Raw genomic sequence first — 22864 nt, forward strand, 5'->3', positions numbered from 1 at the left:
TACGTTCACAATTGTGAACGCCAGATCGTATGTAAGCTATGCGCATACAAATAGATTCTCAAAGAGGCGATTTTTTCCGGTTCTCCTGCTGATCGGATGACCGGAGTGGCTCCCGGTCAGGAGATAACGCACCGTCACCGCCAAAAGGCGATCCGCCATGCGGCGACCCGGGGCGGTCACGGTGCCCCGAGGAAGGCTCGACTCAAGAAAATTGGCCGAGGATTTCCGCGACTTAAGTCGTGGGAGGAATCGGCCCTTCGCATATCCCGTTACACTTTCACCCCGCGCACGGCTATACTTAATATCTGTTGCGCCATGGAAGGCACGAAGCAGGAGCATCTCCTGCGGATCACGGCTATACACCGGCGCAAACGACACCACAGTGCAGCGACATTGCTGCCAGGGCCGCCGTCAACCGGCCTATTGCGGTCCGCTCCCCAACACGCGGGGGAGAGGTGGAATCGCGAAGCCTGTAAAGAGCATGATGCCATCTACGGTATCATGCCTCCGACTTTCAGTCGGGGGTAGTTGACAGGACCGGTAGACCGGTGTGGTTGACCGGGTTTGAGACGAACACAACAAAAGATACGCTTCCTTGCAGAGAGAGGATAGCGTCGCATCAGCGATCCAAATGCTGAAAGAAGAGTAAGAGCCAGGGCCCGGATTCGAACCGGGATAGAGTTGATCTGCAGTCAACCGCGTAGCCACTCCGCCACCCTGGCAGGGTCGGTCCATTTTCGAGTGGTCTACTCTATCTGTAGGACATCGATCCATAAGTATACGGACATTTTGGCAAACTTTGCCGTGTAATCTTGCCGCTTTCCCAACGGTTATCTTTAAGCCGGTGATATAGAGAGTATTCACAATTGTGAATAGGGATGATCATGCGTACACCGATGCCGCGTTTCGGAGAGGTACCCGCCAGGAGAGGGAAAAACCAGGTGGGATTTACCGCTACGGGACGCAGTGCACGGGGCGCGAAAGAATACTGTCGCCTGTGATTGCCTAACCTCCCGCGTACCGGACAGCGGCCCTTGCGTCTTCGGGCCGCTGTATCGGCCGTACCAAAGAGAACTCCGTGAAAGCGTCGCGAAAGATACGGCCACATATTTTTGCGGACAGAACCGGTCGATTAAAAAACAGAACTTCATACGAAGGTGAACATAATGCACAGACGAAACGTTCGGATTCTCCGATCAGGCAGCCAATCCCTCAGACAGGAGGACCCGGACTCCCGGGAAATAGGGCCTGAAACGAGAAGGTTCCATACCGACACCATAACAAGCGTGGACCTCGACAGATGGCTCAGGCAGAATAAGTAGACTCTCAGCACCGGGCCGGAGGGAGGAGGAGAGCAGCCCGCCGAAAAGGCGAATCTTCCCCCTCTCCCAGACATAATTTCCTGAAAACCTCACAACACGTTCTCCTTTTGCCGATCAGGAACGCCGCACCATTCCGAAACTCCGGCCTGCAGGAGGTCACAACTCTCCACTATTTGCTGGCTTTACGACCCGGCAACCTGCACGATTGCGGCAGTTCTCAAAGAGACGCCTGAAATCGGTCCCGAAAAAGTATCATTCAAGGTGACGCTCATCCCGTTCCGCAAAACAACTGAGAGAAAAAAAGGGCAGCGCCGGGAGATGCGGAGTCGCCCACGAAGCAAGCCCCAAACAACCCGGCGGGGCTCCGTATCCGTTAGCCTCCCGCAACCGGCGGAAAGACAGCCACCTCGTCTCCCTCGGAGAGGAGAGTCCTGTCCGCAGCAGCAGCCGGAACCCTTTTTCCATTCCGCATCAGGATAACAAAATCACGAAACGCTCCGTGTTCGTCAAAGATCGATCCATAGCCTTCGCTGTTCTGCGACGCAGCATCCCGTATAAGATCGGAAAGCGACGTATTCTCCGGTGCATCGACGACCCGGCTTTTTCCGAGCAGTTCCCCGAACCGGGCAAAGAAACGAAGAGTAACTTTCATAGTGCATCTCCCCCGTGTCTGGTCCTCCCGCCGCAAACCTCGCAGGACGGGTTCCGTTCAAGTGCAATCTCTTCCACCACAGACCGCTCCCCATCCCAGAGGAGAAGACGATCTGCAAGCAGCTCGCCCGTCCCGACAAGGTATTTGATCACCTCGGTGGCCTGCACCATGCCGATGAATCCCGGCGTAACCCCAACGACCGGAAATACTTCCTTTTGCGGGGGGTTCGGGAACGTACACCGAAGACATGCGGTTTTTCCGGGAAGAATCGTGGTTGCCTGCCCGTAGAACCCCCGGATTGCACCGTGAAAGAGGGGGATCTTCTTCTCAAAGGCAACCTGGTTGAGCAGGTAGCGGAGAGGGAAGTTATCCATCGCATCGACGATCCCGTCGGCCTCCCCTACGAGGTCGCGCACGTTCGTCTCGTCGATCGTCGTATCGATAACCTCCACGGCAACGTCCGGGTTGATCTCCCGCAGTTTCTCCTGCGCGGATGCCGTCTTCTTCCTGCCGATATCCCGGTCGTAATGAAGGATCTGACGGTTCAGGTTCGTCCGCTCCACGGTATCCTTATCAACAAGAATAATCCTCCCAACTCCTGCGACGGCAAGGTAGATGGAGATGGGGGAGCCGAGCCCGCCCGCCCCGGCAATGAATATCGTCGCATTCTTCAGCCGCTCCTGGCCTTCTTCGCCAAAGAGCATGATCTGTCGTGAATATCGTTCACGTTCATTCTGTGAAAGCATCAGCATCCTCTCTTCCTGGAATGTCATTCAGACGGTTCGGTTCTTCGAGTGCAAACGCCCGAAACTAAGCGGGAACGAGACTCTTCACCGCACCCGCATCCGCCCTCACAGGAGTAAGCCCGATATTTCAAATTTGCTCCGCGGCACCGGCACTGCCGGATCGGCCTCCTGCATTAAATCGAGGCCAGTCGCAAAGAGCCAGAGCCCGGATTCGAACCGGGATAAAGTTGATCTGCAATCAACCGCGTAGCCACTCCGCCACCCTGGCACAGGGGTTCACAATTGTGAACCCGCTATATTTCTATGCTCCCTCCCACACTATTATAGTTCTTCTTCAGGCAATTCTTTCCACATTTTGGTGAATAGGGACTCAATATCATCATCGAGGACTCTGGTGGGGGGCCGACCCCGCTGATGCAGATGTACAAAATCATTTTGTATTCTCACACCCATTCACAATTGTGACGAGATCACATTTCGGGCAGCACACATGAGGTAACCGTCAATGGATTTACCCTGTCAGAAGATTATATGGGGCGTCCTGCCTGCAATTCGGGCGGCAATCGCGGTGGACCTTGTAAAATGCGGGGTCTCCCAGACCCAGGCAGCACGGCTGATGGAGATCGCTCCCTCCGCGGTCTCCCAGTATCTCTCGGGAAGACGTGGATATCGCGTAGAGTTCAATGAAGAGGCGAAGGAAGCCATCAGGTCTCTTGCATGGGACCTCAAGGAAGGACGGGTGGAGAACCTCGGCAACCGGATCTGCGAGATCTGCAAGCAGGTCCGGGGCGAGGGTGACCGGTGCGGGACCGGGCAGGAATCTCCGGAACCATGAGAAACGATCCGAAACGAGCCCTCCTTGAGCAGAAGATCGCAGGGAAGGGTTCGATGCTCGTTGCCTTCTCCGGCGGCGTGGATAGCGGGCTTCTCGCGGTGGTTGCCGAAGAAGTGCTCGGGAATAAGGCACACTGCATCCTCCTCGACAGCCCGCTCGTGCCGAGAGCGGCGATCGCGGAGGCAGAGGCTATTGCGAAGGAATTCGGCCTGTCGTTCGAGATTGTACGCGCGCCCGATCTCGACGAAAACTTCCGGAAGAACCCCCCGGACCGCTGTTACTACTGCAAGAAGAAGGATGCGGCAATCCTGAAGAAGAAGGCGAAAGAATATGGCTTTGCCGTCGTTGCGGACGGGATCAATCTCTCCGACACGGCCGAGCATCGCCCCGGCCTTGCGGCAAGTTCTGAAGAAGGAGTGGTGCATCCCTTCATCGAGGCCGGTCTGACAAAGGAGGATATCAGGCGCATTGCACGGGAAAGCGGCCTCCCCTTCTGGAACAAACCTTCGGCCGCCTGCCTCTCTTCCCGCATACCCTACGGAGAGGAGATCACCGATATAAAGCTTGGAATGATAGAATCTGCCGAAGAACTCCTCCATGAACTCGGCTTTGGCCAGGTCAGGGTCAGGTGCCACGGAACGATAGCGCGGATCGAGGTCGAACCGAAGGAGATGGAGCACCTTCTTATGGAGCGCGAGACGATCGTCGCCGGGTTCGAAGAGGCCGGTTTCTCCTACATCGCGCTCGACCTCATCGGATACCGAAGCGGGAGCATGGACGAGGTGCTTTAGGCTCCCGGGGGAGAAAATTTTTCTTTTCGCCCGAGCAGCCGGCAGACCTGGCAGACCTCGCCGGTCGTGGGTTCGCCGCAGATGCGGCAGGTGCCGGGCGGGCCCTTCGGCTCCGTCGGGCGGGCCGAGCGCCGGACCCCGTCGCGGAACTGCAGGAGGCGGCCCATCGTGCCCGGGTGGCGGTGCTCCAGCCCGGCAAGCATCGACCGCACCTCCGACCGGAGCGCGGTGACGGCGTACGGGCACTCGGGCAGGTCGCGGAAGTAACCCCGGAGAAGCAGGTAGGTCGTGATCTCTTTCTCGGAGAGGACAGAGAGCGGTTTTATCCGCGGGACGAAGTGCCCGGGTTGCCCGGTCGAGGTATCGTGGATGATATGAGGCAGGTCGCCGCGGAGCACGTTCATGAGGACCGACTGCGCCTCATCGTCGAGGTTATGGCCGGTAGCAAGTTTCGTCGCACCGATCTGCTTTACCGCTTCGGCGAGCGCACGCCTGCGCAGCACACCGCAGACGGTGCAGGCCCGCCCCTCCCTTCCGGCAAGTATCCTGTCGAGATCGTCTCCGAAGATATCGACGAACGTGACGATCACATGCTCGACGCCGAGTTCATCCGTCAGAGCCTTTGCGGCCGTGATCGTCTCCTCGCGGTAGCCTGCGATGCCTTCGTCGACGGTGACCGCGATGAGGCTTCCTCCCAGCGCTGGCAGGAAGCGGTGGAGCATCAGGAGGAGGGTGGTACTGTCCTTTCCCCCGCTCAGGCCGACGGCGATCCGATCGCCCGGGGATACCATTTGTCCGCGCATCATGGCGGCGAAGACGCGAGCCTCGGCGTCTTCGATGAAGTGACTGGCGCATAACCGCCGCTCCGGCTCGATGAGGTGAACGACCGCAGGTTCACTGCACCGGGAGCACCGGTTCGCCGCGGGAGGCACCGGTTCACCCGCCGTGCGAGAACTGGATGACCTGGATCTCGTCGTCCTCTCCCGCCGTCACGTCCTCGGGGACGACTCTGCCGTTCTTCACGACGATCACGGTCGTCGGGTTGATCCCGAGTTCAAGGAGGAGTTCCTCTATCGGTATGGGGGGGCGGGAGACCGTCCGCGCGCTTTTATTCGGAAGAATGATCCGCATACGTCTCTAGAGCGTTGATCCCGCTACCCCATAAATATCCTCTAAGCAGCAAGAATACGGCAGATACGCCCTCAACAGCAGACCGTGGATCTCCCTTCCAGTCGATGTATTGCAGGTCAGGGGACGCACCCATCCTCGCTCTCGTAGTGCTGCAGGATCGAGAGAGCGGCATCCCGACCGAGCCGATCCGCGATGAAGGTGAGGAAGACCTCGATATACCCGGGAGGGACACACCCGAGACTCTCGCTTCCATCAAGTATCAGCCCGGTGAGATATCGGAGGTCGTCGTCGTCAAGTCGCTCCAGCCGCTCCCGGAAATCGGCGGAATCAGCCGCGTAATGGTTCGCAAGCGGCGGAAGAATAGATCGATACGGCCCCCCCGAACCCGCACAGGCCAGCCCCGTGCACTCCGGAGCGGCTTTCTTCAGGATCATCGTGTCCCGTTCGGATAAAATTCGCGCCATGAGATCTCCTCCGTGGGGGCCGGAAAATCCAGCCGTGCCACACATTAACAATTGTTAAGTGTACACAGGGATAACAGTTGTGAACAAGATTACACCCTGACCAGAAGAGGTTGTGATACCATCCCGTCTACCAGTCTCGATCAAACGCTCATCGAACGGATCGCCGAGTTGAAGGAGGAGCAGAACGCCGTCATCCTCGCACACAACTACCAGGTCCCCGCGGTTCAGGAGGCCGCCGACCTCGTCGGGGACTCGCTCGAACTCGCACGGGCAGCGGCGACGATCGATACCGATGTCATCGTCTTCTGCGGCGTCGACTTCATGGCCGAGACGGCCGCAATCCTCTCGCCGGAGAAGACCGTCCTTCTCCCCGCAATCGATGCCTGCTGCCCCATGGCCGAGATGGTCACCGCCGGCGAGGTGCGGGTGCTCCGCGAACGTTTCCCGGAGGCCGCCGTCGTCGCCTACGTCAACACCTCCGCTGCGGTCAAAGCAGAGAGCGACATCTGCTGCACCTCCGCAAACGCCGTTGCCGTCGTCGAGTCGCTCGCAGCGGAACAGGTGATCTTCCTCCCGGACAGAAACCTCGGCCGCTACGTCGCCCGGTTCACGAAGAAGAAGATCCTTCCCTGGGAGGGCTACTGCATCGTCCACGACCGGATGACGGCCGACGAAGTGACGGCCGCACGCCGTGCCCATCCCGGTGCCGAGGTGCTCGTCCATCCAGAGTGCCCGCCTGGGGTGATCGACCTTGCCGACCACGTCTTCTCGACCTCAGGGATGGTTCGGCACGCCTGTGCGAGCCCCGGGCGCGAGTTCGTCATCGGCACTGAGGTCGGACTCCTCCACCAGCTCGAGAAACGGTGCCCGGGAAAAATGTTCTACCCCCTCTCGAGCCGGGCAGTCTGCGTCAACATGAAGAAGACCGGTCTACCGGAGGTGCTGGCGGCCCTGGAACACCTCGAACCGCGGGTGCTGGTCCCGGAGGATATCGCCGCCCGGGCGCGGGTGGCAATCGAGCGGATGCTGAACCTTCCCTGATATAATTTCGAACGGGTTTCAGAGTTCCCTAAGAGCGTCCCTTTTGCCTGACGAACCGGTCCCAGTCCCAGGGTTCGTCGAGTACCTGCACCTCGACGTCCCGGACGCCGTTTACGTCGAGCACCCGGCGCCGGACCTGCTCCGTAAGGTAGTCGACGAGCGGACAGGCGGTGGTGGTCAGGACCATCTCCACGAGCACCGATGAGTCCTGGACGGTGATCCCCTTGACGAGGCCGAGGTCGACGACGTCGATCCCGACCTCCGGGTCGATCACCTCTTTGAGCGCCTTCCGGACATCCTCCTCAAGCGCGATCTCCTCCTGGCGTTTTCCGGCGCCGGCAAACACCCCGGACCGTTCCATGGCCCGGAGCCGCTCCTCGATCCGGTTCTGCCGGTCGAGCAGGCGGCTGACCACCCGGAGCATCGGGTCGGGAAGGTCGCCGTGGTCGAGGTCGCGCTCCCCGGGGCACTTCGGGCCGGCGATCCTGCCCGGAACGCCCACGACCGTCGCGCCGGCGGGGATGGAGCGGATGACGACCGAACCTGCTCCGATCTTCGCCCCGCGCCCGACGGTGACGGGACCGAGGACGCTCGCTCCCGTCCCGATGACGACGTTGTCCTCGATGGTCGGATGCCGTTTCACCCGTTCGAGCGCGGTGCCGCCAAGCACCACGCCCATGTAGATCAGGACGTCGTCGCCGACCTCCGCCGTCTCCCCGATCACGACGCCCGAACCGTGGTCTATGAAGACCCGGCGGCCGATCTTCGCGCCGGGGTGGATCTCGATCCCGGTCAGCGCCCGGGCGAGATGTGAGATGAGCCGGGCCAGAAAGTAGAGCCGGTGGCAGTAGAAGACATGCGCGATCCGGTGCGCCCAGACCGCGTGGAGGCCCGGGTAACAGAAGATCACCTCAAGCGTCGACCGGGCCGCCGGATCTTTTTCAAAGACCGTCCGGATGTCTTCCCTGATGCTCACCGCATCTCACCCATAACTTCACGCTTCAAAGAGATCGGTCGACAAGTAACGCTCGCCGGTATCCGGGAGGATCACGACGATCACCTTCCCCTCGAACTCCTGCCGGGCGGCGACCGCGCAGGCGGCGTGGACTGCCGCTCCAGACGAGATGCCGGCAAGAATCCCCTCTTTCGCGGCAAGCAGGCGGGCCATGGCAAAGGCATCCGCGGAGGCGACCTGAAGTATCTCGTCGACGAGGTCGGTCCTGAGGACGCTCGGCACAAACCCCGCCCCGATTCCCTGGATGCGGTGCGGGCCGACCGGCCCGCCCGAGAGGACGGGAGATTCGGCAGGCTCGACGGCGATTGCCTTAAAGGAGGGTTTTCGCGCCTTGATGACCTCGGCGATCCCGGTGATCGTCCCGCCCGTTCCGACGCCGGCGACGACGGCGTCGACGGTCCCGTCGGTATCCCGCCAGATCTCCTCGGCCGTCGTCCGGCGGTGGATGGCAGGGTTTACCGGGTTATCGAACTGCCGGGGCACGAAGTAGGTGTTCGGCTTTTCGGCGGCGATCCGGGCCGCACGGTTGACCGCACCTCCCATCCCCTCGGCCCCGGGCGTGAGGACGACCTCAGCGCCAAACGCTGCGAGGAGTTTACGCCGCTCTATGCTCATTGTCTCGGGCATCACCAGTATAAGCGGGTATCCGCGGGCCGCGCAGACGAATGCGAGTGCAATCCCCGTGTTTCCGCTCGTCGCCTCGATGATCGTCGTGCCTTTCCGGATCTCCCCGGTCCGCTCGGCTTCATCAATCATCGCAATCCCGATCCGGTCTTTCACGCTCCCCATCGGGTTGAACGATTCCACCTTGGCGAGGACCGTCGCCCGGGAGCCTTCCGTCACGCGGTTCAACTGGACGAGCGGCGTGTTCCCGATCGTCCAGGTGATATCATGATATATCTTTCCCATAAATATCAGCCTCCTTTCAATCAATCATGGTATTTGAATCAGCCGTACCGACATCTCCCCGCCGTCCCTCGAAGGTTATGCGCATCGCCCTATCAGCGTACTGATGGCATCGCTCGATATGAGGCCGATCACCCGCCGGTCGGCGTCGACGACGGGAAGAGCGGATATCGAGCGCTCCTCCATCCTTCGAGCGGCCTCCGTGACCGACTCGTCCGGGGAGGCGGTGACAACCGAGCGGGACATGATCTCGTCGAGGCTTCCGTAACCGCAGGCGACCGCTTTCGCGATATCCCAGGAGGTGACGATTCCGACGAGATCACCCCGTTCGGCAAGCACGGGAAGGTGATTGACGGCATTCTCGATCATGATCCTGGCTGCATCGTTAATGGAGGCCCGTTCGACGATGGTCGGGGCACCGGTCTCCATAACGTCCCGGACGAGCAGGTGATCGAGGAACGCGCTGATAAGGTAGTTCAACTGCCCGTTCTCGAGGAGGAAGGCGTCGTGCCCGTAGTTCGATCGGATCTCACAGTACTGGACGTCGACCCCGTTTGCCGCCAGGGCATTGACGATCTCTTCGGACTGATACGGCGGGTAGAGCCAGTCGGATGAGACCGAGACGACCAGGAACGAGGCCTTCACTCCGGAAAAGCCGGCGGCGAGTGAGTCGTCCACAGCGAGGTCGAAGTAGTCGAGCGCCCGGGTGATGTAGAGGTAGGAGTTGGGGTCGAACCGCCGGGTGAAGGTGTCGCCCTGATGATGGAGGTAACTCTCGACCTGGAACTCGGTGGCAAACCCGTAGCCGACGGATTCACGGTCCTGCAGGTTCCGCCCGAACTTCTCGCGCATCGCTCCGTCGGAGAGGTAGGTGATGTGCCCGATCATCCGGGCGAGTCGAAGTCCCTGCACCGGCGGAGAATCGGCCGGGTAGTCTCCACCCGCCCATGCGGGATCGGTCGTGATCGCCTGCCGCCCGACCTCGTTGAAGGCGATCTGCTGGGCGGTTGAGCGTGCGGTCGTGGCGATGGCGATCACCTTCCGAACCGCCTCCGGGTAGGCGACCGCCCACTGGAGCGCCTGCATCCCCCCCATCGAACCGCCGGCCACCGCAGCGAGGCAATTGATCCCGAGGTGCTCTATCAACCGCTTCTGCGCCCGGACCATGTCCCTTATCGTGATCACCGGAAACGTGAGAGCGTAGGGCCGTCCCGTTGCGGGATTAGCGGAAGCCGGCCCCGTTGACCCTTTGCACCCGCCGATGACGTTCGAGCAGATGACATAGTAGCGGTCGGTGTCGAAGGCCTTTCCGGGCCCGACGACGCCGTCCCACCATCCGGGCCGGGTCTCGCCTTCGTGGAAACCGGCAGCGTGCGCATCCCCGGTGAGAGCATGGCAGACCAGGATCGCGTTGCTCTTCTCCCGGTTCAACCGCCCGTAGGTCTCGTAGGCGATCGTCACCGGCGCGAGGACCGCGCCGCTCTCGAGGGTGAGGGGTGCGGGGAAGGTGGCGTATTCCGTCCTCACGGTGCCGACTGATCCGGGCATCTCACGCATCCCCGAGCGCCTGATTGAGGGCTTCGATGATATCATCGCAGAGGGCAGACGCGCCCGTCCGGCAGTGGTTCGTGCTCATGCTGGTCCAGTCCCGGTTGCAAGGGGGAGATCGTACTTCGCGGCGATCTCCTGGAAAGCCTCCGTCAGGTAACGGATCTTCTTCCAGGAAAGGCCGAAGGTGTTCAACTTCCATGTCCGGGTGGCGCCGGCAAACTCGCCGACGATTCCCCGCCGGGAGAGTTCGTCGGAGAGGAAGAAGCCCCGCCGCTCGTGAGTCGACGCGACCCGGTCGAAACTCCCGGTAGTGTCCACTTTGGTGAGGGTGTGTTTCCGCGGGTACTCCGAGAGGACTTTCGTGCCCTCTATGGCAAGGAGACCGTCGATGAAGTAGTTGGACTTCTTCACTTCCTCATCCCAGCGGAGGGTACGCTCCCGGACGGTCGGGAACGAGGCGATCATGGCGATGAGGTTCGCCCCCATGAGGGTGCACCCGAGCATTTCCACCTCCTTGATGCCGAATTTCCGGTGGGTGAGGTCCCCGGTCATTGCCGTGGTCCGGAAGACCCGCGGCGCCCACTCGGCGGTGGCGGCGATGACCCCGGACGGAGCGGGGGAGGCCATGCTCTTATGCCCGGACCCGACGACGAAGTCAGCCCCGAGCGCTTTGCCGTCGACCGGCATGACGCCGACAGTGTAGGCGCCGTTGACGAGGAAGGGGATGTCGTACTGGTGAACGACCTTTCCAATACCGGCGACGTCGTGAACGTTTCCGAACAGGTAGTCGACATGGTCGATCATGGCGAGTGCCGGGGTCTTCCCGGTCTCCCGTAAAACGGCCTCGATCTTTTCGGCGACGGCGTCGGGGGTGACCAGGTTCTGCTTTGAGACCGGGACCTCCTTCACCGCACCCCCCGCCCCTTCGACAGCCAGGAACTCCGTGTAGTGGGCGAGGGCCGAGACGATGACCGGGTCGCCCTTGCCGACGAGCGTCGAGGTGACCGCCTGAAACCCCCTGCGGGCCCCGGAGACGACACGGGCAACATCCATGTTCAGAAACCGGGCCAGGTCTTCGTGAAACGCTGCGATGGGGGGTTTGGTGATCTTGTCGAGACGGAAGGGCTTGCGGCAGGCGTCGCAGGTGGAGTAGCCGTCGCCGTAGGCGATGAGCGCCTTCCTCGCCTCGGGGGTCAGGCGGCCGGCGGCCTGGATCGGCTGGATATTGATGATTTCCTCCTCCCGATTCCGGATACCGAGGCTGCCCGCAATCTTCGTGACCGACGGGGAGCCGGTCCCCGCCTCCAGGTCGTCGAGGATGGCGCGGACCCGGGCGACACCCGCCCGGATTGCCTGCTCTTCGCCGGGGTCCGGGCCGGTCGGGAGCGCCTCCCGGAGCACCTCCCGGATATCCTCAAGCGCAAAGAGTGCTTCGAACGTCTTCTGAACCTGTTCTTTCATCGTGAGACCTCACAAAAAGCCGAGACCCGGAGTCGAACCGGGATAGAGTTGATCTGCAGTCAACCGCGTAGCCGTTCCGCCACCTCGGCAGGGTTCAGGATTAACAATTGTTAACTATACCTATGATAGGTAACAATTGTGAATACTTATACCTTAGGGTCATTCCGCACACTAGTGAGGGAGAACGAGCAGGAGAAGAAGAGAGCAAAAAAGCAGGTTTTTTATCCCGGTGGGACCTATCACCGCTCATGAGTGAGACTAACGGTCATTTCGAGGGAGGACGCTGGGTCCTTAACCCTGCCCCCGAGCCGGAACCCGAACCGGCACCGGCCGCTCCCCACGTTAAAGAACATATGCACGAGGCATCTCAATCGGTCAGGAGGGCGGTCAACGATGTGATGAACGCGGGCCACCATCTCTTCGGAACACCTGAAGGCCACGAATATATCGAGCAGGCGGCGCGAAAGGCAGGGGAGGACCTGGAACAGGCGGTTAGCGCCTGGGCGGAGTCTGCGCGGCAGGCCCTGCGGAGGCGGTGAGGTACTCCCTGACGCGGGCGACGACCTCGGGGTTCCTCGGCAACCGGGTGTGGCAGTAGTGCTCCGGGTTCCGGACGAGGTTCGCGGGGTCCTTCGGGAGCACGTCCACCGCCGCACCGGGGAGGCAGGAGTCGCTGTGGGGGACGATGCCGTCGCCGGCATACGTCGCCCGCCACCCTCCGCCCGGGGCGAACTCCCAGGTTTTGCCGTCGAAGGCCGGAAAGAACGCCGGGGCCGCGGTGAGGTTCGCGCCGAGGATGACCCGGTAGGCGATATCGTTGCGGGTCCCGGCGGCCCGGAGCGCTGCAACGATCCGGCTCCCCGGCCGGAATTCCTGGACCATGGTGTCGTCGTCGGGGGCGTAATCCTCCGGCACGAAGACCCCGGCGAGGCGCCGGATTACCTCAGGACCCCGGTCGGGGTCGTTGAAGAGTTCGGCCATGGCCGAGCCGTTGTTCGGGGGGCCGATCCCGACCAGGAGCCGGACCTGCTCCTCCCGCCTGTTGCCGTCGAGGACTTCGAGGAGGTACCGGGCGATGCATGTCCCGAGCGAATGGCAGACGATGTCGATCGGGCCGTCGTATCCGGTCTCCTCCCGCTTCGTGCGGATGCAGTCCCGGAGGGCAAGGGCGATCGTCTTCGTCCCGGCATCCTGGACGGGCGTATAATCGAACTTCCAGACAGGGACCGCGGCCTCCGAGAGCGCGGGGGCGAGGCGGTTCCAGATGCCGGGATGGCTCCGCCACCCGTGGACCAGGACGGCCGGGCATCTCAGGTTCGCTGGAATGGTATTACGCCTCCATCTCGCTGATAGCGGTTCATTCCTTCATGATCTGATGATTCTCTACGAAGAAGATTTCGACGGAAGGACTATCCTGCCGTCATCCCTCGCGGGAGATCCACCCGGAGCACGGTCTCACAAAAGGGTAAATCAGTCTCTTTTCCAGGTACCCCCTTTTGAGGCGGAACGGCAAGCCCGATATCCTTTGCGTGGGCACTGCCCGGCGAGCCGGCTAACTCACCTCAATCCGATATTGATACTTCCTGCCGATGTCCCCGTCCAGCGTGATGCTAACTCTTTTTGTCTCCCCCGCGGGGATGAATACTTTTGTCGAGACCTGGTCGCGGGTGAACCCCTTCTCCTCATCGATCAATGCTGCCGTTACGGTGACATCGCCGTCGCCCCCGTCGTTCTGTACCTCCGCGTTGACGTTGTACATGAGTCCCTTGGAGAGGCTGATGTCCGTGGTTGCCGAGTCCTGCACGACCCTGGGGTTGGGGCCGCCCAATCCCATGCAGCCGGTTGCCAGAACAAGAACTGCAACCAGACCCAGAATGAGGATTCGCTTGCTCATGATGAGTATTATGAGCCGTATCGACATTTAAAAATAAGGTAACTGACAGATTGCGCTCATAGCGTTGAAGATGATGAATTGCCGGCCGGGAATGCGGCCGTTGGTCACGGTCTTTTCGGGTCTCACGGCAAGTGTCCGTCCCTTCCCCGGTACCTGAACCGGACCTTCTCCGGGAGGATGCTCTGCCGGAAGACCTGTTCGAAGTAGCGGTCCGTCATCCCGGCGATGAAATCCCTCGCGAGTTCTGCCGGGCGAGCGGCAGCGATATATGCCGGAGATACCCACGGCGCCCGGATCAGGTCCTCATAGACCGGCGAGGCCTCGCGCTCCTCCTCGATATCCTCACAGATACGCTCGAAGAGATACCGGAACATGAACCGGATCTTCCCCTCGTTCGCAAGAAGCCTCGGGTTCTCGTAGATATGATGCAGATTGAACTCTTTGAAGGCCGCCACGCACGCCGAAGCTTCGGCCGAGAAAGAGATGCAGTCGGCGTCGTAGCTGTTCGCGACGATGTCCTTGATGAGGACGTCGAGCACCGTCCGGTTGATACCCGATAGGCCCTCCCTTTTCGTGAGCCCGAAGAGAGCTCTACATCTCTCCGGGAATTCTGCGAGGTCGGCGTCGCCGATGACCTCAACCTCGAGGGCGTCCGCAAGGTCGCGGCCAAGATAAGAGATGCTGTCGGCGATCCTCACGACGCAGCCCTCGACGGTGAGGGGGAGGGCGTCGCCTCCGCGCTCGATCTTCTGCAATTTCGCGGCAAACGAATCCCAATCAGCCTCGCCCTCGACGGCGAGGCTTTGATCGTGGACCTCGCCGTTATGGCAGAGGATACCGTCCAGCACCTGCACCGTGAGGTCGCAGCCCTCGACGCCGTCGAGAAAACGGACGCTCTGAACGTTGTGCCGGAACCCCCCGATCCTGTGCTCCCGGCAGAGTTCGTCCAGGCAACGCTCCCCGAGGTGGCCGTAGGGCACGTGGCCGATGTCGTGGCCGAGGGAGATCGCCTCGATCAGGTCCTCGTTCAGGCTGAGGGCTCTTCCAATCGTCCTTCCGATCTTGGAGACGAGCTGGACGTGGAGGACGCGGTGGGTGATGTGGTCGTTCTCGACGAGGTAGAAGACCTGGGTCTTGTCGATGTAGCGCGAATACGCCTTCGAGTGGACGATCCGGTCGGCATCCCGGAAGTACGGCGGACGGATCACCGGTTCCTCGGGTCTTTTACCGGACCTCCGCAGGTAATCGGCGTTTCTGGTCGCCCGAGACGAGAGGAGTGATTCATGGGCGGCCATGTTCCGGGTCATCCGGTCGTAGATGCTTTTCGGGATCTCCATCGGGTATCCTCCGGGACGGTACTCCTGTCCTGAGGTCTTCCAGTAAGGAATTCTCGGCAGGGAGAGGGGATAGGGTTTTCTCTTTTACCCGAAGGCGTCCGGCGTTGAGGCGGGTCCATGTGTCTTATATTCCGGCAGTTGCAACCTCCCGGCATGTATCCTGAAGTAATCATCCACAACAGCGTGAGCCTGGACCACGCTGTAAGGGGCTTCGACGTTGACTTGACCTTGCACTACGGCGCACTTCTCGCCCTCGAACCGGGAGCGGTCCTTGTGGGTTCGGCCACGGCAAAATCCGGGATCGAGATGTTCCTCGATATCACGCAGTCGGAGTCGGAAATCGACCGGCATCGACCCGAAATGCAACCGGACGACCGCCGTCCCGTCAGCGTCTTCGTCGACAGCAGGGGCGTGCTCAAAGACCTGCTCCACTTCTACCGGAACATGAAATACACCCGGGATGTCATCGTCCTTGTCGCGGAGACAACGCCGGAAGACTACCTCGACTACCTTCGCGAGCGGGAGTATCCGTTCATACGGTGCGGTAGGGAGCGGGTGGATCTTGGGGCGGCGCTCCGGGAACTCCGGGAGCGATTCGGGGTCGCGCGTGTGGTCTCTGATTCCGGCCCCGACCTAAACGACGTCCTGATCCGGGAGGGGATCGCAGATACGATCAGCCTGATCGTCCACCCGGTCATCGGAGGCGACGGAGAGAAGAGATTGTTCGACCGGATCGAGGACCGGGTGGCGCTGAAATTGCAGAAGGCCGTGCCGATGGAGCGGGGCACCGTTCACCCGGTGTATACGGCAAAGAGGTGAGCGGGCGATCCCGACCTCCCGGTCGGTGCCCTGCCGGAAAGTTACCTGCGGCTCCAGTCATTCAGATGCGGCAGAGCACCGGAACACCTCAACATTTATTATTCTACTCTTCCAAGATACCCGTGCAGACGAGAGAGCGGCAGGGGTGATGGACGGTAATCAATATCAAACGGCAATACATCGTAGCCGACGACGACAGAAAGGTCGGGGTCGTTCTCGACATCGAGACCTTCGAGAAGATCGAGGAACTCCTCGAGGACTACGGGCTTGCGTTCTCTATGGAAGAGGTCGAGGAAGAAGAGGCCCTCTCGCTCAACGAGGCTCAGCAGTGCTATGCGCGTATGAAGAAGCGATAGCATGGCCCTTTGCCGCTATAAGAAGACGTTTTTGAAGGATCTGGCAAAGGTCCATCCGGACTATCGGGAAAGAATCGAGGCTCTGGTGTTCGAGAAGATCCCGGCGTCGGAGAATTTTCTTGCAGAGTTCGACGTCCAGAAGACCCGGGGCTATCAGGATTATTACCGGATTCGGGTGGGACAATACCGGAGAGGTTGCCGGAGACAGGACGAAATTCTCATCTTCTACCGCGTGAAGAGCCGTGAAGAGATCTATAGCGTCTTTCCCTGAAGAGCTCCGGATCGGAAATTATCGGCCGGCCTTCACTCTTTCTTGGCGGCGGCAAAGCCGGTGAGAAGCGCCCCGGTGACACAGGAGACCAGGCCGAGGGTCCTGGTGTGCGAGGAGGCGTTATCCGTTTTTGACAGCACAAGAGGGAGGCCGCTCCGCCCTCCGTCACTCTCCCGGAAACGCCATCGTGGTGCAGATCGCGTTCTCAGCCCTGCCCGTATCCTGCCGGCTGAACTGGACCACGACCGGCACGTCCGACTCGATCACCGCCGCGTAGTCCGTGTCGAGGGGCATCGCCTCGGGGTTGATCAGGTCGTTGAACCGGAAGTTCCGGACGCGCTCCGCTGCCACGTCGAGCGGATAGGGGCCCACCGGGTCGCGATCAGTGTAGAAGATCGTGATCTGGAGGTGTGCGTCCCGATCCGTGGCGTTGAGGACGGAGAGGGAGTCGTTGCTGGTGCAACGGGGCTCCTTCCCGGTGCTGTAGAGGGGAATATGCCCGCCGGGCACCACCCAGAGGGTGCGGCCGATCGGCTTCATTCGCCGCCCTCCAGCAGGTCGTAAAGGGGAGGAGTCATGAATACGCCGCCGGGGTCCATCTGCCGGCGGATCTTCCTAAACCGGTCCCACTCCGGGTAGAGCGGCCGGAGGTCGTCCGCTTTCAGCGTGTGCTTCTTCGCCCAGTGAGGCCGCCCTCCGTATTCCACGAATATCAGCTCGATATCCCGGAAGTAATCCCAGAAAGGCAGCGTTGCGTTCTGATGAAGGGAGATGGTGACCGTCGGGCGCCCGGAAGCCACCGAGAGGCAGGAGTCGTCCGGGGCGACGGTGCGGTAGAGCACCCGCCACCCGACGTTCCTGCGGTGCTTCTCCAGCACGGCCGTCCGCACCCTCTCGAAGCACTCGTAGCCTGTCTTTGCAGGCAGCGCGTACTCCATCTCGTGGAACTTGAGGCTGCGGCTCTTCGAGAGCATTCGGTGTGCCGGACCGGTCCTGTCCTCGACGAGGGTTGCGTATGGGATATCGTCGGGCCCTTCGCCGGGCCGGTTCCAGGTCCGGAGTTTTACGGTGTCGCTCCTCGGATACCAGTAGAAATCGAAGTTCCGGTTCTCCGCTATCAGATCTTCGAGGTGGAGGCAGCACCGGTCGATCGTCGTGCACCACTCCCGTCGCCGGAGATCGTATGCCGACAGGAGGCGGAGGCGGAGGGCGGTGAAGATGCCCAGCGTGCCAAGCGAGACCCGCACCGCACGCACGAACTCAGGGTCCTCCTCGATAGAGAACGCCATGATCTCCCCCGCGGCGGTGAGGAGCCGTCCGCCGACGAGCATACAGGAGAGGCTCTGCATGCTGCGCCCCGTTCCGTGCGTTCCCGTGGCAATCGCCCCCGCCACCTGTTGCACGTCGATGTCGCCGAGGTTCGGCACGGCGAGTCCGTGGGCGTGCAGGGCGTCGCCCAGAACGTGGAGGGGCGTCCCCGGCAGCACCGTGGCCTCGCTCTGCCCGGGATCGTACGACGCGACACCCCGAAGGTGCGCCAGGGACACGAGGATATCGTCGGTAACAAATATCGGGGAGGAGGTGTGCATCGAACCGATCGGGCGGACGGTCTTTTCCTCCGCCGCCGCACGGCGAACGATCCGGGAGAGTTCCTCCTCGCTCGTCGGCCTCTCGATACGCCCCGGGGTGAACCGGAGACTCCCAGACCAGTTTACCAGTTCTTCGGTCATAGCACCCCTCGCAACCCCGACGGTGCAAAGAGTCCGGCCGCTTCATCCGGCCGGGCCCGCCCACCCCAGGGGTGTTTCCGGATACCCGGCGATGCCTGTGTCCGGGGTTTCGGGTCAGTTACGCAGCCCTCTGTATATAAACCTGTCCGCTCCGCCGGGAGCACCGGGTGTCCGCGAAGTGCACCTCCGTGGCGTCCGCCGGATAGTATTAAATGAAGTGGCGGGCACCCCCACCGGCCATCGAGGCGGCGTCCCGGGTGAGAAGCATGGACTTCCTTTACGTTGCAAATAATGTCATCATCCTCTTCCTCCTGCTCGGCGTAGGGTACGGTTCCAGCGTCACCGGGATACTGAACCAGAACACAACATGCCATCTCAGCAAATTCGTCCTCTACGTGACCCTTCCCGCTCTCATCGTCGCCTCGATGCAGGTGCCGATCACCCCGGAACTGGTCGAGGGGATGCGGGACCTCGCCCTCGCGATCCTCGTATTTTATGCAGTGTCCCTCCCGATCGCCTGGATCGTGCCGGGTCTCTTGAACAGCCCTCCGGAGGAGGCAAGCATCTACAGGTTCGTCCTTGTCTTCTCAAACATTGCTTTTATGGGCTTCCCCATCATCGAGAACCTCTTCGGTACGGAGGGTCTCTTTTATGCAGCCATCTTCAACATCCCGTTTCGAGTCCTGATCTTCTCGATCGGCGTCCTGATGATCACGGGAGCGGGAAGTGCAGGACGGCGGCTCACTCCGGGCGTGCTGGCCAGTCCCGCCATCCTCGCCTCGTTCCTCGGCCTTGCTCTCTTCCTCACCGGCGTGAGGATACCTTCTCCTCTCATCGATCTTCTCGATCTCCTTGGGGGTACGACAACCACGCTCGCCATGGTCGTCGTCGGGAGCATCCTCGCATCCCTTCCCGCCCGGGAGGTGGTGCAGAATCGGAAGGCCTACCTGGTAAGCCTGACCCGTCTCCTCCTGATCCCGGCAGTTCTCTGGCTCGTGCTCCGGACCGTCACCACGGACCCCCTCGTCATCGGTGTGGTCGTCATGCTCGGGGCCATGCCCGCCGCAGCCAACTGCGCTCTACTGGCGGGCGAGTACGGAGCGAACCCGGAACTGGCGTCCAGTATCGTCTTCATCTCGACGCTCGGCTCGGTCCTGACCATCCCCTTCATCGCGACGGTGCTCTTCTGAACGGAGGGGAGGCTGAAATATCTCAGCACTTTCGGCTCCGCTCTGTCGGGATACCCGTGCAGGCGAGGGAACGGCAGAGCTCGTTCTCGGCATCCTTGAGGTAGTCCCAAACGCGTATGAGGCCATTCCGGCCACAGGCTCAACCGATGAAAATCGGTGACCCGGCTCCCCTCTCCACCTTCAAACCGATGTTCATGCGAACGGCGATGTATAGAACCGGGTTCCATAATCCGGCCGCCTGATAAGCAGAATTCGGGCCGGGAGAGCCTTCACCCGCCATTGTAAATAGGATCAGCACTTACAATATTATCATGACTGCATCTAAGCGTATACCGGTCTCAGAGGGGGTATGGGAGGACATCTCCGAGCTCAAACGCCCGGGACAGACGTTCGACGATCTCCTCTCTCACATGGTGGAGCAGGAGAAGAAGCGCCGGTTCATCGAGGATATGGATCGCATCGAGGCAGAAGGGGATTTCGTGGAGCTGAACTTTGACGTTCCGGATACTGATTAACCGCAAGGCCCTTGAGAGTATCCAGAGTTTCCGCCCGAAAAGTCGCCGGATCGTCATGGAGAAACTGAAGACCCTTCAAGAAGATCCGTTCCCCGGCAGCGGAAGCGATAAGGAACGCCTGTATGTGCAGGGACGGGAGGACACCTATCGCCTTCACATAAGCCACACCTTCACGGCCTTCTATCGCATCTATGAAGCAGAAAAAGAAGTTCATGTTCTCGCCGTGGTGCCGATCGAGCAAGCGCACAAGTGGTATGGACGTTTTTGAACTACGCTAACATAGCGCCGGGCTCTATAATCCAGCCGCCCGGTGTGACTTTTTATCACTTCAGTGCGCGGTCTCGGGGCAAGGAAAAAGCTAATTAGTTGAGAATAGAATATTACAGAGTAGTAAGGGGGTTTCCCCACCTTACTTGTTCACGCACTGTGCGACGATCAGAAGCGTTACCAGGCCGATAGCCAGCCACACGGGGATGGCGCCCCTTGTGAATGCACTATCCGGCAGGCAGATGTTGTACACGGGCCTTGCAACCAACTGTACGGTTTTCTGCTGCTTAACCAAATAAACCATTTAACTCACCTGGGAACGGAAGGCTCTTGGTGGTCCTTTCCGCCCCCCTGTGAATTGATGCCGTATCATTACTGATTGCCCCCAAGAGATTTTAGGAATTGGAGAAACAGATATGCTCCTGCCCCTATCAAGCAGATAAGACCAAGGAGTTTGATTAATTCCTCCTGATCCATCTGGTCAAGGGTATTGACGTATTTATTAACGGTATTACGGTTTACACCGAGATGTTGCGCGATCTGCGCGTTATTCATCCCCCTGTTCCGGAGAATCACAATCTCTTTGAGCATCGGTGGGTTCAAGTTATATTTTCTGGCCAATTGGACAAACTCATCATTCGCTCGGTCCATATCGCCCTTATCGAGATTGGATTGCATAATAGTATTTACTACCTGCCGGCATTTAAATCTATTGAATAAAAACAATCTACATGATGAGGCCTTATGCAAAATGCCGTATTATAGATCCGGGGTTCAAGGAGTGCGAGAAAGCCTACGGCTTTAACCGTGGAGAGCATCAACTGCCGAATTTCTTTACAATGAATTTTATTCAAGTGCGACATATTATTCCGGTTAGACGTACTGTGCTCTGTAAGTGCCGGTTTCCGGAATCAGGGAAATCTTTCCGGAGTCCGGGAAAATCTATTATCATCTTTAGATAGTTTAGTGGAAAAAAGATTTATATACCAGAATATCTTTCTTTGGCACGATCCTCTGATCGCGTGATGCGCTCAGGAGACCCGCAATGGAGGTGAAAACGACGGATATTTTGAGATATATCAAAAATTTGCTCATTTCTAATCTACGTTCTGCCAAGGGACCGATAGCAGTGATCTATAGGAAATTGCTTAACTGGATTAAGACCACTGGACCCATGACAATTGTTGGAGAGTCGATCAAACTAATTTTAGAAACCCATAAGCAGAACCCGCCCCAAGCACTCCTTCTCATGGGCGGCGTTGCCATTACAGTATCAATAGTGCCTGTCTGTGGGGTTCTAGCGCTTCAAGGCATACTTGTCCCGGAAATCATTCATGCCTATGTGATAGCTTACTTGGCTCTCTCCGGAGCCAGCGGAATTGCGATGGCTCTCAACCCGGACTCTTCATCGGGCTATGGTCTGAATTCAGGCAAATTTTACACGAACCCATAAGAGCGCCGAGGCGAGGATCACAGGATCGAATTATCGATCCTCTCCTTTCATCCGTAGACTTTCTTTACAATGAATATTATTCAAATGCAATATATTATTCCCGTTAGGCCCCCGGTGCTTCGTGAGTGCCGGTTTCAGGAATCCGGGAAACTTTCTCATCATCTTTAGATTTCTCAGATAGGCTTTTATGTCGGGTGGCACGTTTTGAGGTTATTTGTTACCTAAAATAAAAATATTTTATCACGTATTTTGTTGAAACAAATGGTATAATCACTCAGATGCATCACCTTCCGCGTGTATGATGCGACTTACGGTAACACTCCCATACTACGTATATCAGTCTTTCCACTGGGATGCACCGGATCAACATTTCTTGAAATTTAGAGATATACTTGCCGATTCTTCAAATATCACGATTCTAAAGAGATTAAGATAATCTGGGTTTCTGAATTTCTTTACATCTGTTACCTAAAATTCATCGGGGGTGAGAAAGAGGGTTACAAGAATATGAACTTTTCCACAAGCGTTATGAGGGGTCTAATTTTCCACAGTTATTCATCAAAAAAACTTTAGGAAAGTTATCGCGGGTGCCGGTTGATCCCTTTCTTTCGATTCACGCACCCGAGAAGGGTGCGACGGGGTCTCAAAGCAGCACGTCAGCGACACCGTGCGATTTCAATCCACGCACCTGCGAAGGGTGCGACAACCGAGTGGCCGGACATCTGCACGCCGTGCCTGATTTCAATCCACGCACCCGTGAAGGGTGCGACCGCCAGTTGATCGATTTTTCCGAGGAGATCTATATTTCAATCCACACACCCGCGAAGGGTACGACCACAACCCGCCCAGATCAAACAACGAGAGCTAAACTGGGATGCCCTCGACGACCTCTTCGACGCAGATCGGCGGGATGCCGTACAGGATTGACACTTCTTCCACGACCTGCCTGCGCGGAACCCCATCCCGGAGCCTGCTGGCTACTGTCCGGCGGACATCGTATGCAATTTGCTCGTCTTCATAGACTCCATCAACGTGGCCATATTTTATGAGGTAGCGGCAGGCCTCTTCGGGGGCATTGGCATAGATATATTGTTGAGGTCATCCCAATACTCTCGCG

The 22864-nt window shown here is 59.4% G+C and carries 26 protein-coding genes and 3 tRNA genes; 10 read left to right on the forward strand and 19 right to left on the reverse strand.

The features are described 5' to 3' along the window. Positions 1-650: 650 nt before the first annotated feature. From BP737_RS02330 to BP737_RS02345, 4 genes are all read right to left on the reverse strand, one after another. Positions 651-722: transfer RNA gene (locus BP737_RS02330), tRNA-Cys, on the reverse strand. Between the two features lie 973 nt (positions 723-1695). Continuing rightward, positions 1696-1974, reverse strand: a complete 279-nt coding sequence (locus tag BP737_RS02335) for a MoaD/ThiS family protein (RefSeq protein WP_292410744.1) — start codon at positions 1972-1974, stop codon at positions 1696-1698. After that, positions 1971-2720 (reverse strand): HesA/MoeB/ThiF family protein, encoded by a 750-nt coding sequence (locus tag BP737_RS02340; RefSeq protein WP_292410766.1) that lies wholly within the window; start codon positions 2718-2720, stop codon positions 1971-1973. Before BP737_RS02340 ends, BP737_RS02335 begins: the two co-directional genes overlap by 4 nt. Positions 2721-2916: 196 nt before the next feature. After that, positions 2917-2988 (reverse strand) — tRNA-Cys (locus tag BP737_RS02345). 237 nt (positions 2989-3225) lie between these two features. Here BP737_RS02345 and BP737_RS02350 point away from each other — a divergent pair. Next, a complete protein-coding gene (locus tag BP737_RS02350; protein WP_292410745.1) occupies positions 3226-3555 on the forward strand; it encodes a transcriptional regulator in 330 nt (109 codons plus the stop codon). After that, positions 3552-4346: an ATP-dependent sacrificial sulfur transferase LarE gene (gene larE, locus BP737_RS02355; RefSeq protein WP_292410746.1), complete on the forward strand. Its 795-nt coding sequence runs from the start codon at positions 3552-3554 to the stop codon at positions 4344-4346. The genes BP737_RS02350 and larE overlap by 4 nt, the downstream gene beginning before the upstream one ends. Here the strand turns inward: larE and BP737_RS02360 are convergent. The 3 genes from BP737_RS02360 to BP737_RS02370 form a co-directional block, all read right to left on the reverse strand. Beyond that, on the reverse strand, positions 4343-5278 hold the full coding sequence (locus BP737_RS02360; protein ID WP_292410747.1) for a TIGR00269 family protein: 936 nt from the start codon (positions 5276-5278) through the stop codon (positions 4343-4345). The genes larE and BP737_RS02360 overlap by 4 nt on opposite strands. A gap of 4 nt (positions 5279-5282) precedes the next feature. Beyond that, a complete protein-coding gene (locus tag BP737_RS02365; RefSeq protein WP_292410748.1) occupies positions 5283-5477 on the reverse strand; it encodes a MoaD/ThiS family protein in 195 nt (64 codons plus the stop codon). A gap of 116 nt (positions 5478-5593) precedes the next feature. Then, complete coding sequence (locus BP737_RS02370) at positions 5594-5941, reverse strand: hypothetical protein (protein ID WP_292410749.1); 348 nt, start codon at positions 5939-5941, stop codon at positions 5594-5596. A 51-nt stretch (positions 5942-5992) separates the two neighbouring features. Here BP737_RS02370 and nadA point away from each other — a divergent pair, with 51 nt between their 5' ends. Beyond that, positions 5993-6982 carry a quinolinate synthase NadA gene (gene nadA / locus BP737_RS02375; protein WP_292410750.1) on the forward strand — a complete coding sequence of 330 codons (990 nt, stop codon included), beginning with the start codon at positions 5993-5995 and terminating at the stop codon, positions 6980-6982. Between the two features lie 28 nt (positions 6983-7010). Here the strand turns inward: nadA and cysE are convergent, their stop codons facing one another. The 5 genes from cysE to BP737_RS02400 form a co-directional block, all read right to left on the reverse strand. Further along, positions 7011-7958: a serine O-acetyltransferase gene (gene cysE, locus BP737_RS02380; RefSeq protein WP_292410751.1), complete on the reverse strand. Its 948-nt coding sequence runs from the start codon at positions 7956-7958 to the stop codon at positions 7011-7013. 18 nt (positions 7959-7976) lie between these two features. Beyond that, positions 7977-8906 carry a cysteine synthase A gene (cysK, locus tag BP737_RS02385; protein ID WP_292410752.1) on the reverse strand — a complete coding sequence of 310 codons (930 nt, stop codon included), beginning with the start codon at positions 8904-8906 and terminating at the stop codon, positions 7977-7979. A gap of 75 nt (positions 8907-8981) precedes the next feature. Continuing rightward, positions 8982-10451, reverse strand: coding sequence for a homoserine O-acetyltransferase MetX (metX, locus tag BP737_RS02390; RefSeq protein WP_292410753.1), 1470 nt, complete (start codon positions 10449-10451; stop codon positions 8982-8984). Between the two features lie 84 nt (positions 10452-10535). Continuing rightward, positions 10536-11915, reverse strand: a complete 1380-nt coding sequence (pscS, locus tag BP737_RS02395) for an O-phospho-L-seryl-tRNA:Cys-tRNA synthase (protein ID WP_292410754.1) — start codon at positions 11913-11915, stop codon at positions 10536-10538. Positions 11916-11932: 17 nt separating this feature from the next. After that, a tRNA-Cys gene (locus BP737_RS02400) sits at positions 11933-12004 on the reverse strand. 159 nt (positions 12005-12163) lie between these two features. On the opposite strand from BP737_RS02400, the gene BP737_RS02405 reads away from it, so the two are divergent. After that, positions 12164-12454 carry a hypothetical protein gene (locus BP737_RS02405; RefSeq protein ID WP_342685853.1) on the forward strand — a complete coding sequence of 97 codons (291 nt, stop codon included), beginning with the start codon at positions 12164-12166 and terminating at the stop codon, positions 12452-12454. Here the strand turns inward: BP737_RS02405 and BP737_RS02410 are convergent. From BP737_RS02410 to BP737_RS02420, 3 genes are all read right to left on the reverse strand, one after another. Continuing rightward, on the reverse strand, positions 12408-13241 hold the full coding sequence (locus BP737_RS02410; RefSeq protein ID WP_342685858.1) for an esterase/lipase family protein: 834 nt from the start codon (positions 13239-13241) through the stop codon (positions 12408-12410). The genes BP737_RS02405 and BP737_RS02410 overlap by 47 nt on opposite strands. Before the next feature lie 226 nt (positions 13242-13467). Further along, a complete protein-coding gene (locus tag BP737_RS02415) occupies positions 13468-13809 on the reverse strand; it encodes a hypothetical protein (protein WP_292410755.1) in 342 nt (113 codons plus the stop codon). A gap of 122 nt (positions 13810-13931) precedes the next feature. After that, positions 13932-15146 carry a deoxyguanosinetriphosphate triphosphohydrolase family protein gene (locus BP737_RS02420; RefSeq protein WP_292410756.1) on the reverse strand — a complete coding sequence of 405 codons (1215 nt, stop codon included), beginning with the start codon at positions 15144-15146 and terminating at the stop codon, positions 13932-13934. A 153-nt stretch (positions 15147-15299) separates the two neighbouring features. Here BP737_RS02420 and BP737_RS02425 point away from each other — a divergent pair, with 153 nt between their 5' ends. Further along, a complete protein-coding gene (locus tag BP737_RS02425; protein WP_292410757.1) occupies positions 15300-15965 on the forward strand; it encodes a dihydrofolate reductase family protein in 666 nt (221 codons plus the stop codon). 98 nt (positions 15966-16063) lie between these two features. Here BP737_RS02425 and BP737_RS14860 read toward each other — a convergent pair whose 3' ends face one another. Beyond that, entirely contained in the window at positions 16064-16324 is a 261-nt protein-coding gene (locus tag BP737_RS14860; protein ID WP_422655806.1) for a hypothetical protein, read from the reverse strand. Between BP737_RS14860 and BP737_RS02435 the strand changes: the two genes are divergently transcribed. After that, entirely contained in the window at positions 16323-16592 is a 270-nt protein-coding gene (locus BP737_RS02435; protein ID WP_292410758.1) for a type II toxin-antitoxin system RelE family toxin, read from the forward strand. The two genes, BP737_RS14860 and BP737_RS02435, sit on opposite strands and share 2 nt — an antisense overlap. 165 nt (positions 16593-16757) lie before the next feature. Here BP737_RS02435 and BP737_RS02440 read toward each other — a convergent pair whose 3' ends face one another. Continuing rightward, on the reverse strand, positions 16758-17132 hold the full coding sequence (locus BP737_RS02440; protein ID WP_292410759.1) for a sensory rhodopsin transducer: 375 nt from the start codon (positions 17130-17132) through the stop codon (positions 16758-16760). After that, positions 17129-18322: a D-arabinono-1,4-lactone oxidase gene (locus BP737_RS02445; protein ID WP_292410760.1), complete on the reverse strand. Its 1194-nt coding sequence runs from the start codon at positions 18320-18322 to the stop codon at positions 17129-17131. Before BP737_RS02445 ends, BP737_RS02440 begins: the two co-directional genes overlap by 4 nt. Positions 18323-18534: 212 nt before the next feature. On the opposite strand from BP737_RS02445, the gene BP737_RS02450 reads away from it, so the two are divergent. From BP737_RS02450 to BP737_RS02460, 3 genes are all read left to right on the forward strand, one after another. After that, positions 18535-19512 (forward strand): AEC family transporter, encoded by a 978-nt coding sequence (locus tag BP737_RS02450; protein ID WP_292410761.1) that lies wholly within the window; start codon positions 18535-18537, stop codon positions 19510-19512. 311 nt (positions 19513-19823) lie between these two features. After that, positions 19824-20027, forward strand: a complete 204-nt coding sequence (locus tag BP737_RS02455; protein WP_292410762.1) for a hypothetical protein — start codon at positions 19824-19826, stop codon at positions 20025-20027. A gap of 55 nt (positions 20028-20082) precedes the next feature. Further along, positions 20083-20295 (forward strand): hypothetical protein, encoded by a 213-nt coding sequence (locus BP737_RS02460; RefSeq protein WP_292410763.1) that lies wholly within the window; start codon positions 20083-20085, stop codon positions 20293-20295. A 371-nt stretch (positions 20296-20666) separates the two neighbouring features. On the opposite strand, the gene BP737_RS02465 is transcribed toward BP737_RS02460, so the two are convergent. Further along, a complete protein-coding gene (locus BP737_RS02465; RefSeq protein ID WP_292410764.1) occupies positions 20667-20972 on the reverse strand; it encodes a winged helix-turn-helix transcriptional regulator in 306 nt (101 codons plus the stop codon). A gap of 367 nt (positions 20973-21339) precedes the next feature. Between BP737_RS02465 and BP737_RS02470 the strand changes: the two genes are divergently transcribed. Beyond that, the gene (locus tag BP737_RS02470) at positions 21340-21747 is read left to right on the forward strand and encodes a hypothetical protein (RefSeq protein WP_292410765.1); all 408 of its coding nucleotides are present in this window, start codon (positions 21340-21342) and stop codon (positions 21745-21747) included. The last annotated feature ends 1117 nt before the right edge of the window (positions 21748-22864 follow it).

It is taken from the genome of Methanoculleus sp. UBA291, assembly GCF_002499755.1.
GTDB lineage: Archaea > Halobacteriota > Methanomicrobia > Methanomicrobiales > Methanoculleaceae > Methanoculleus > Methanoculleus palmolei.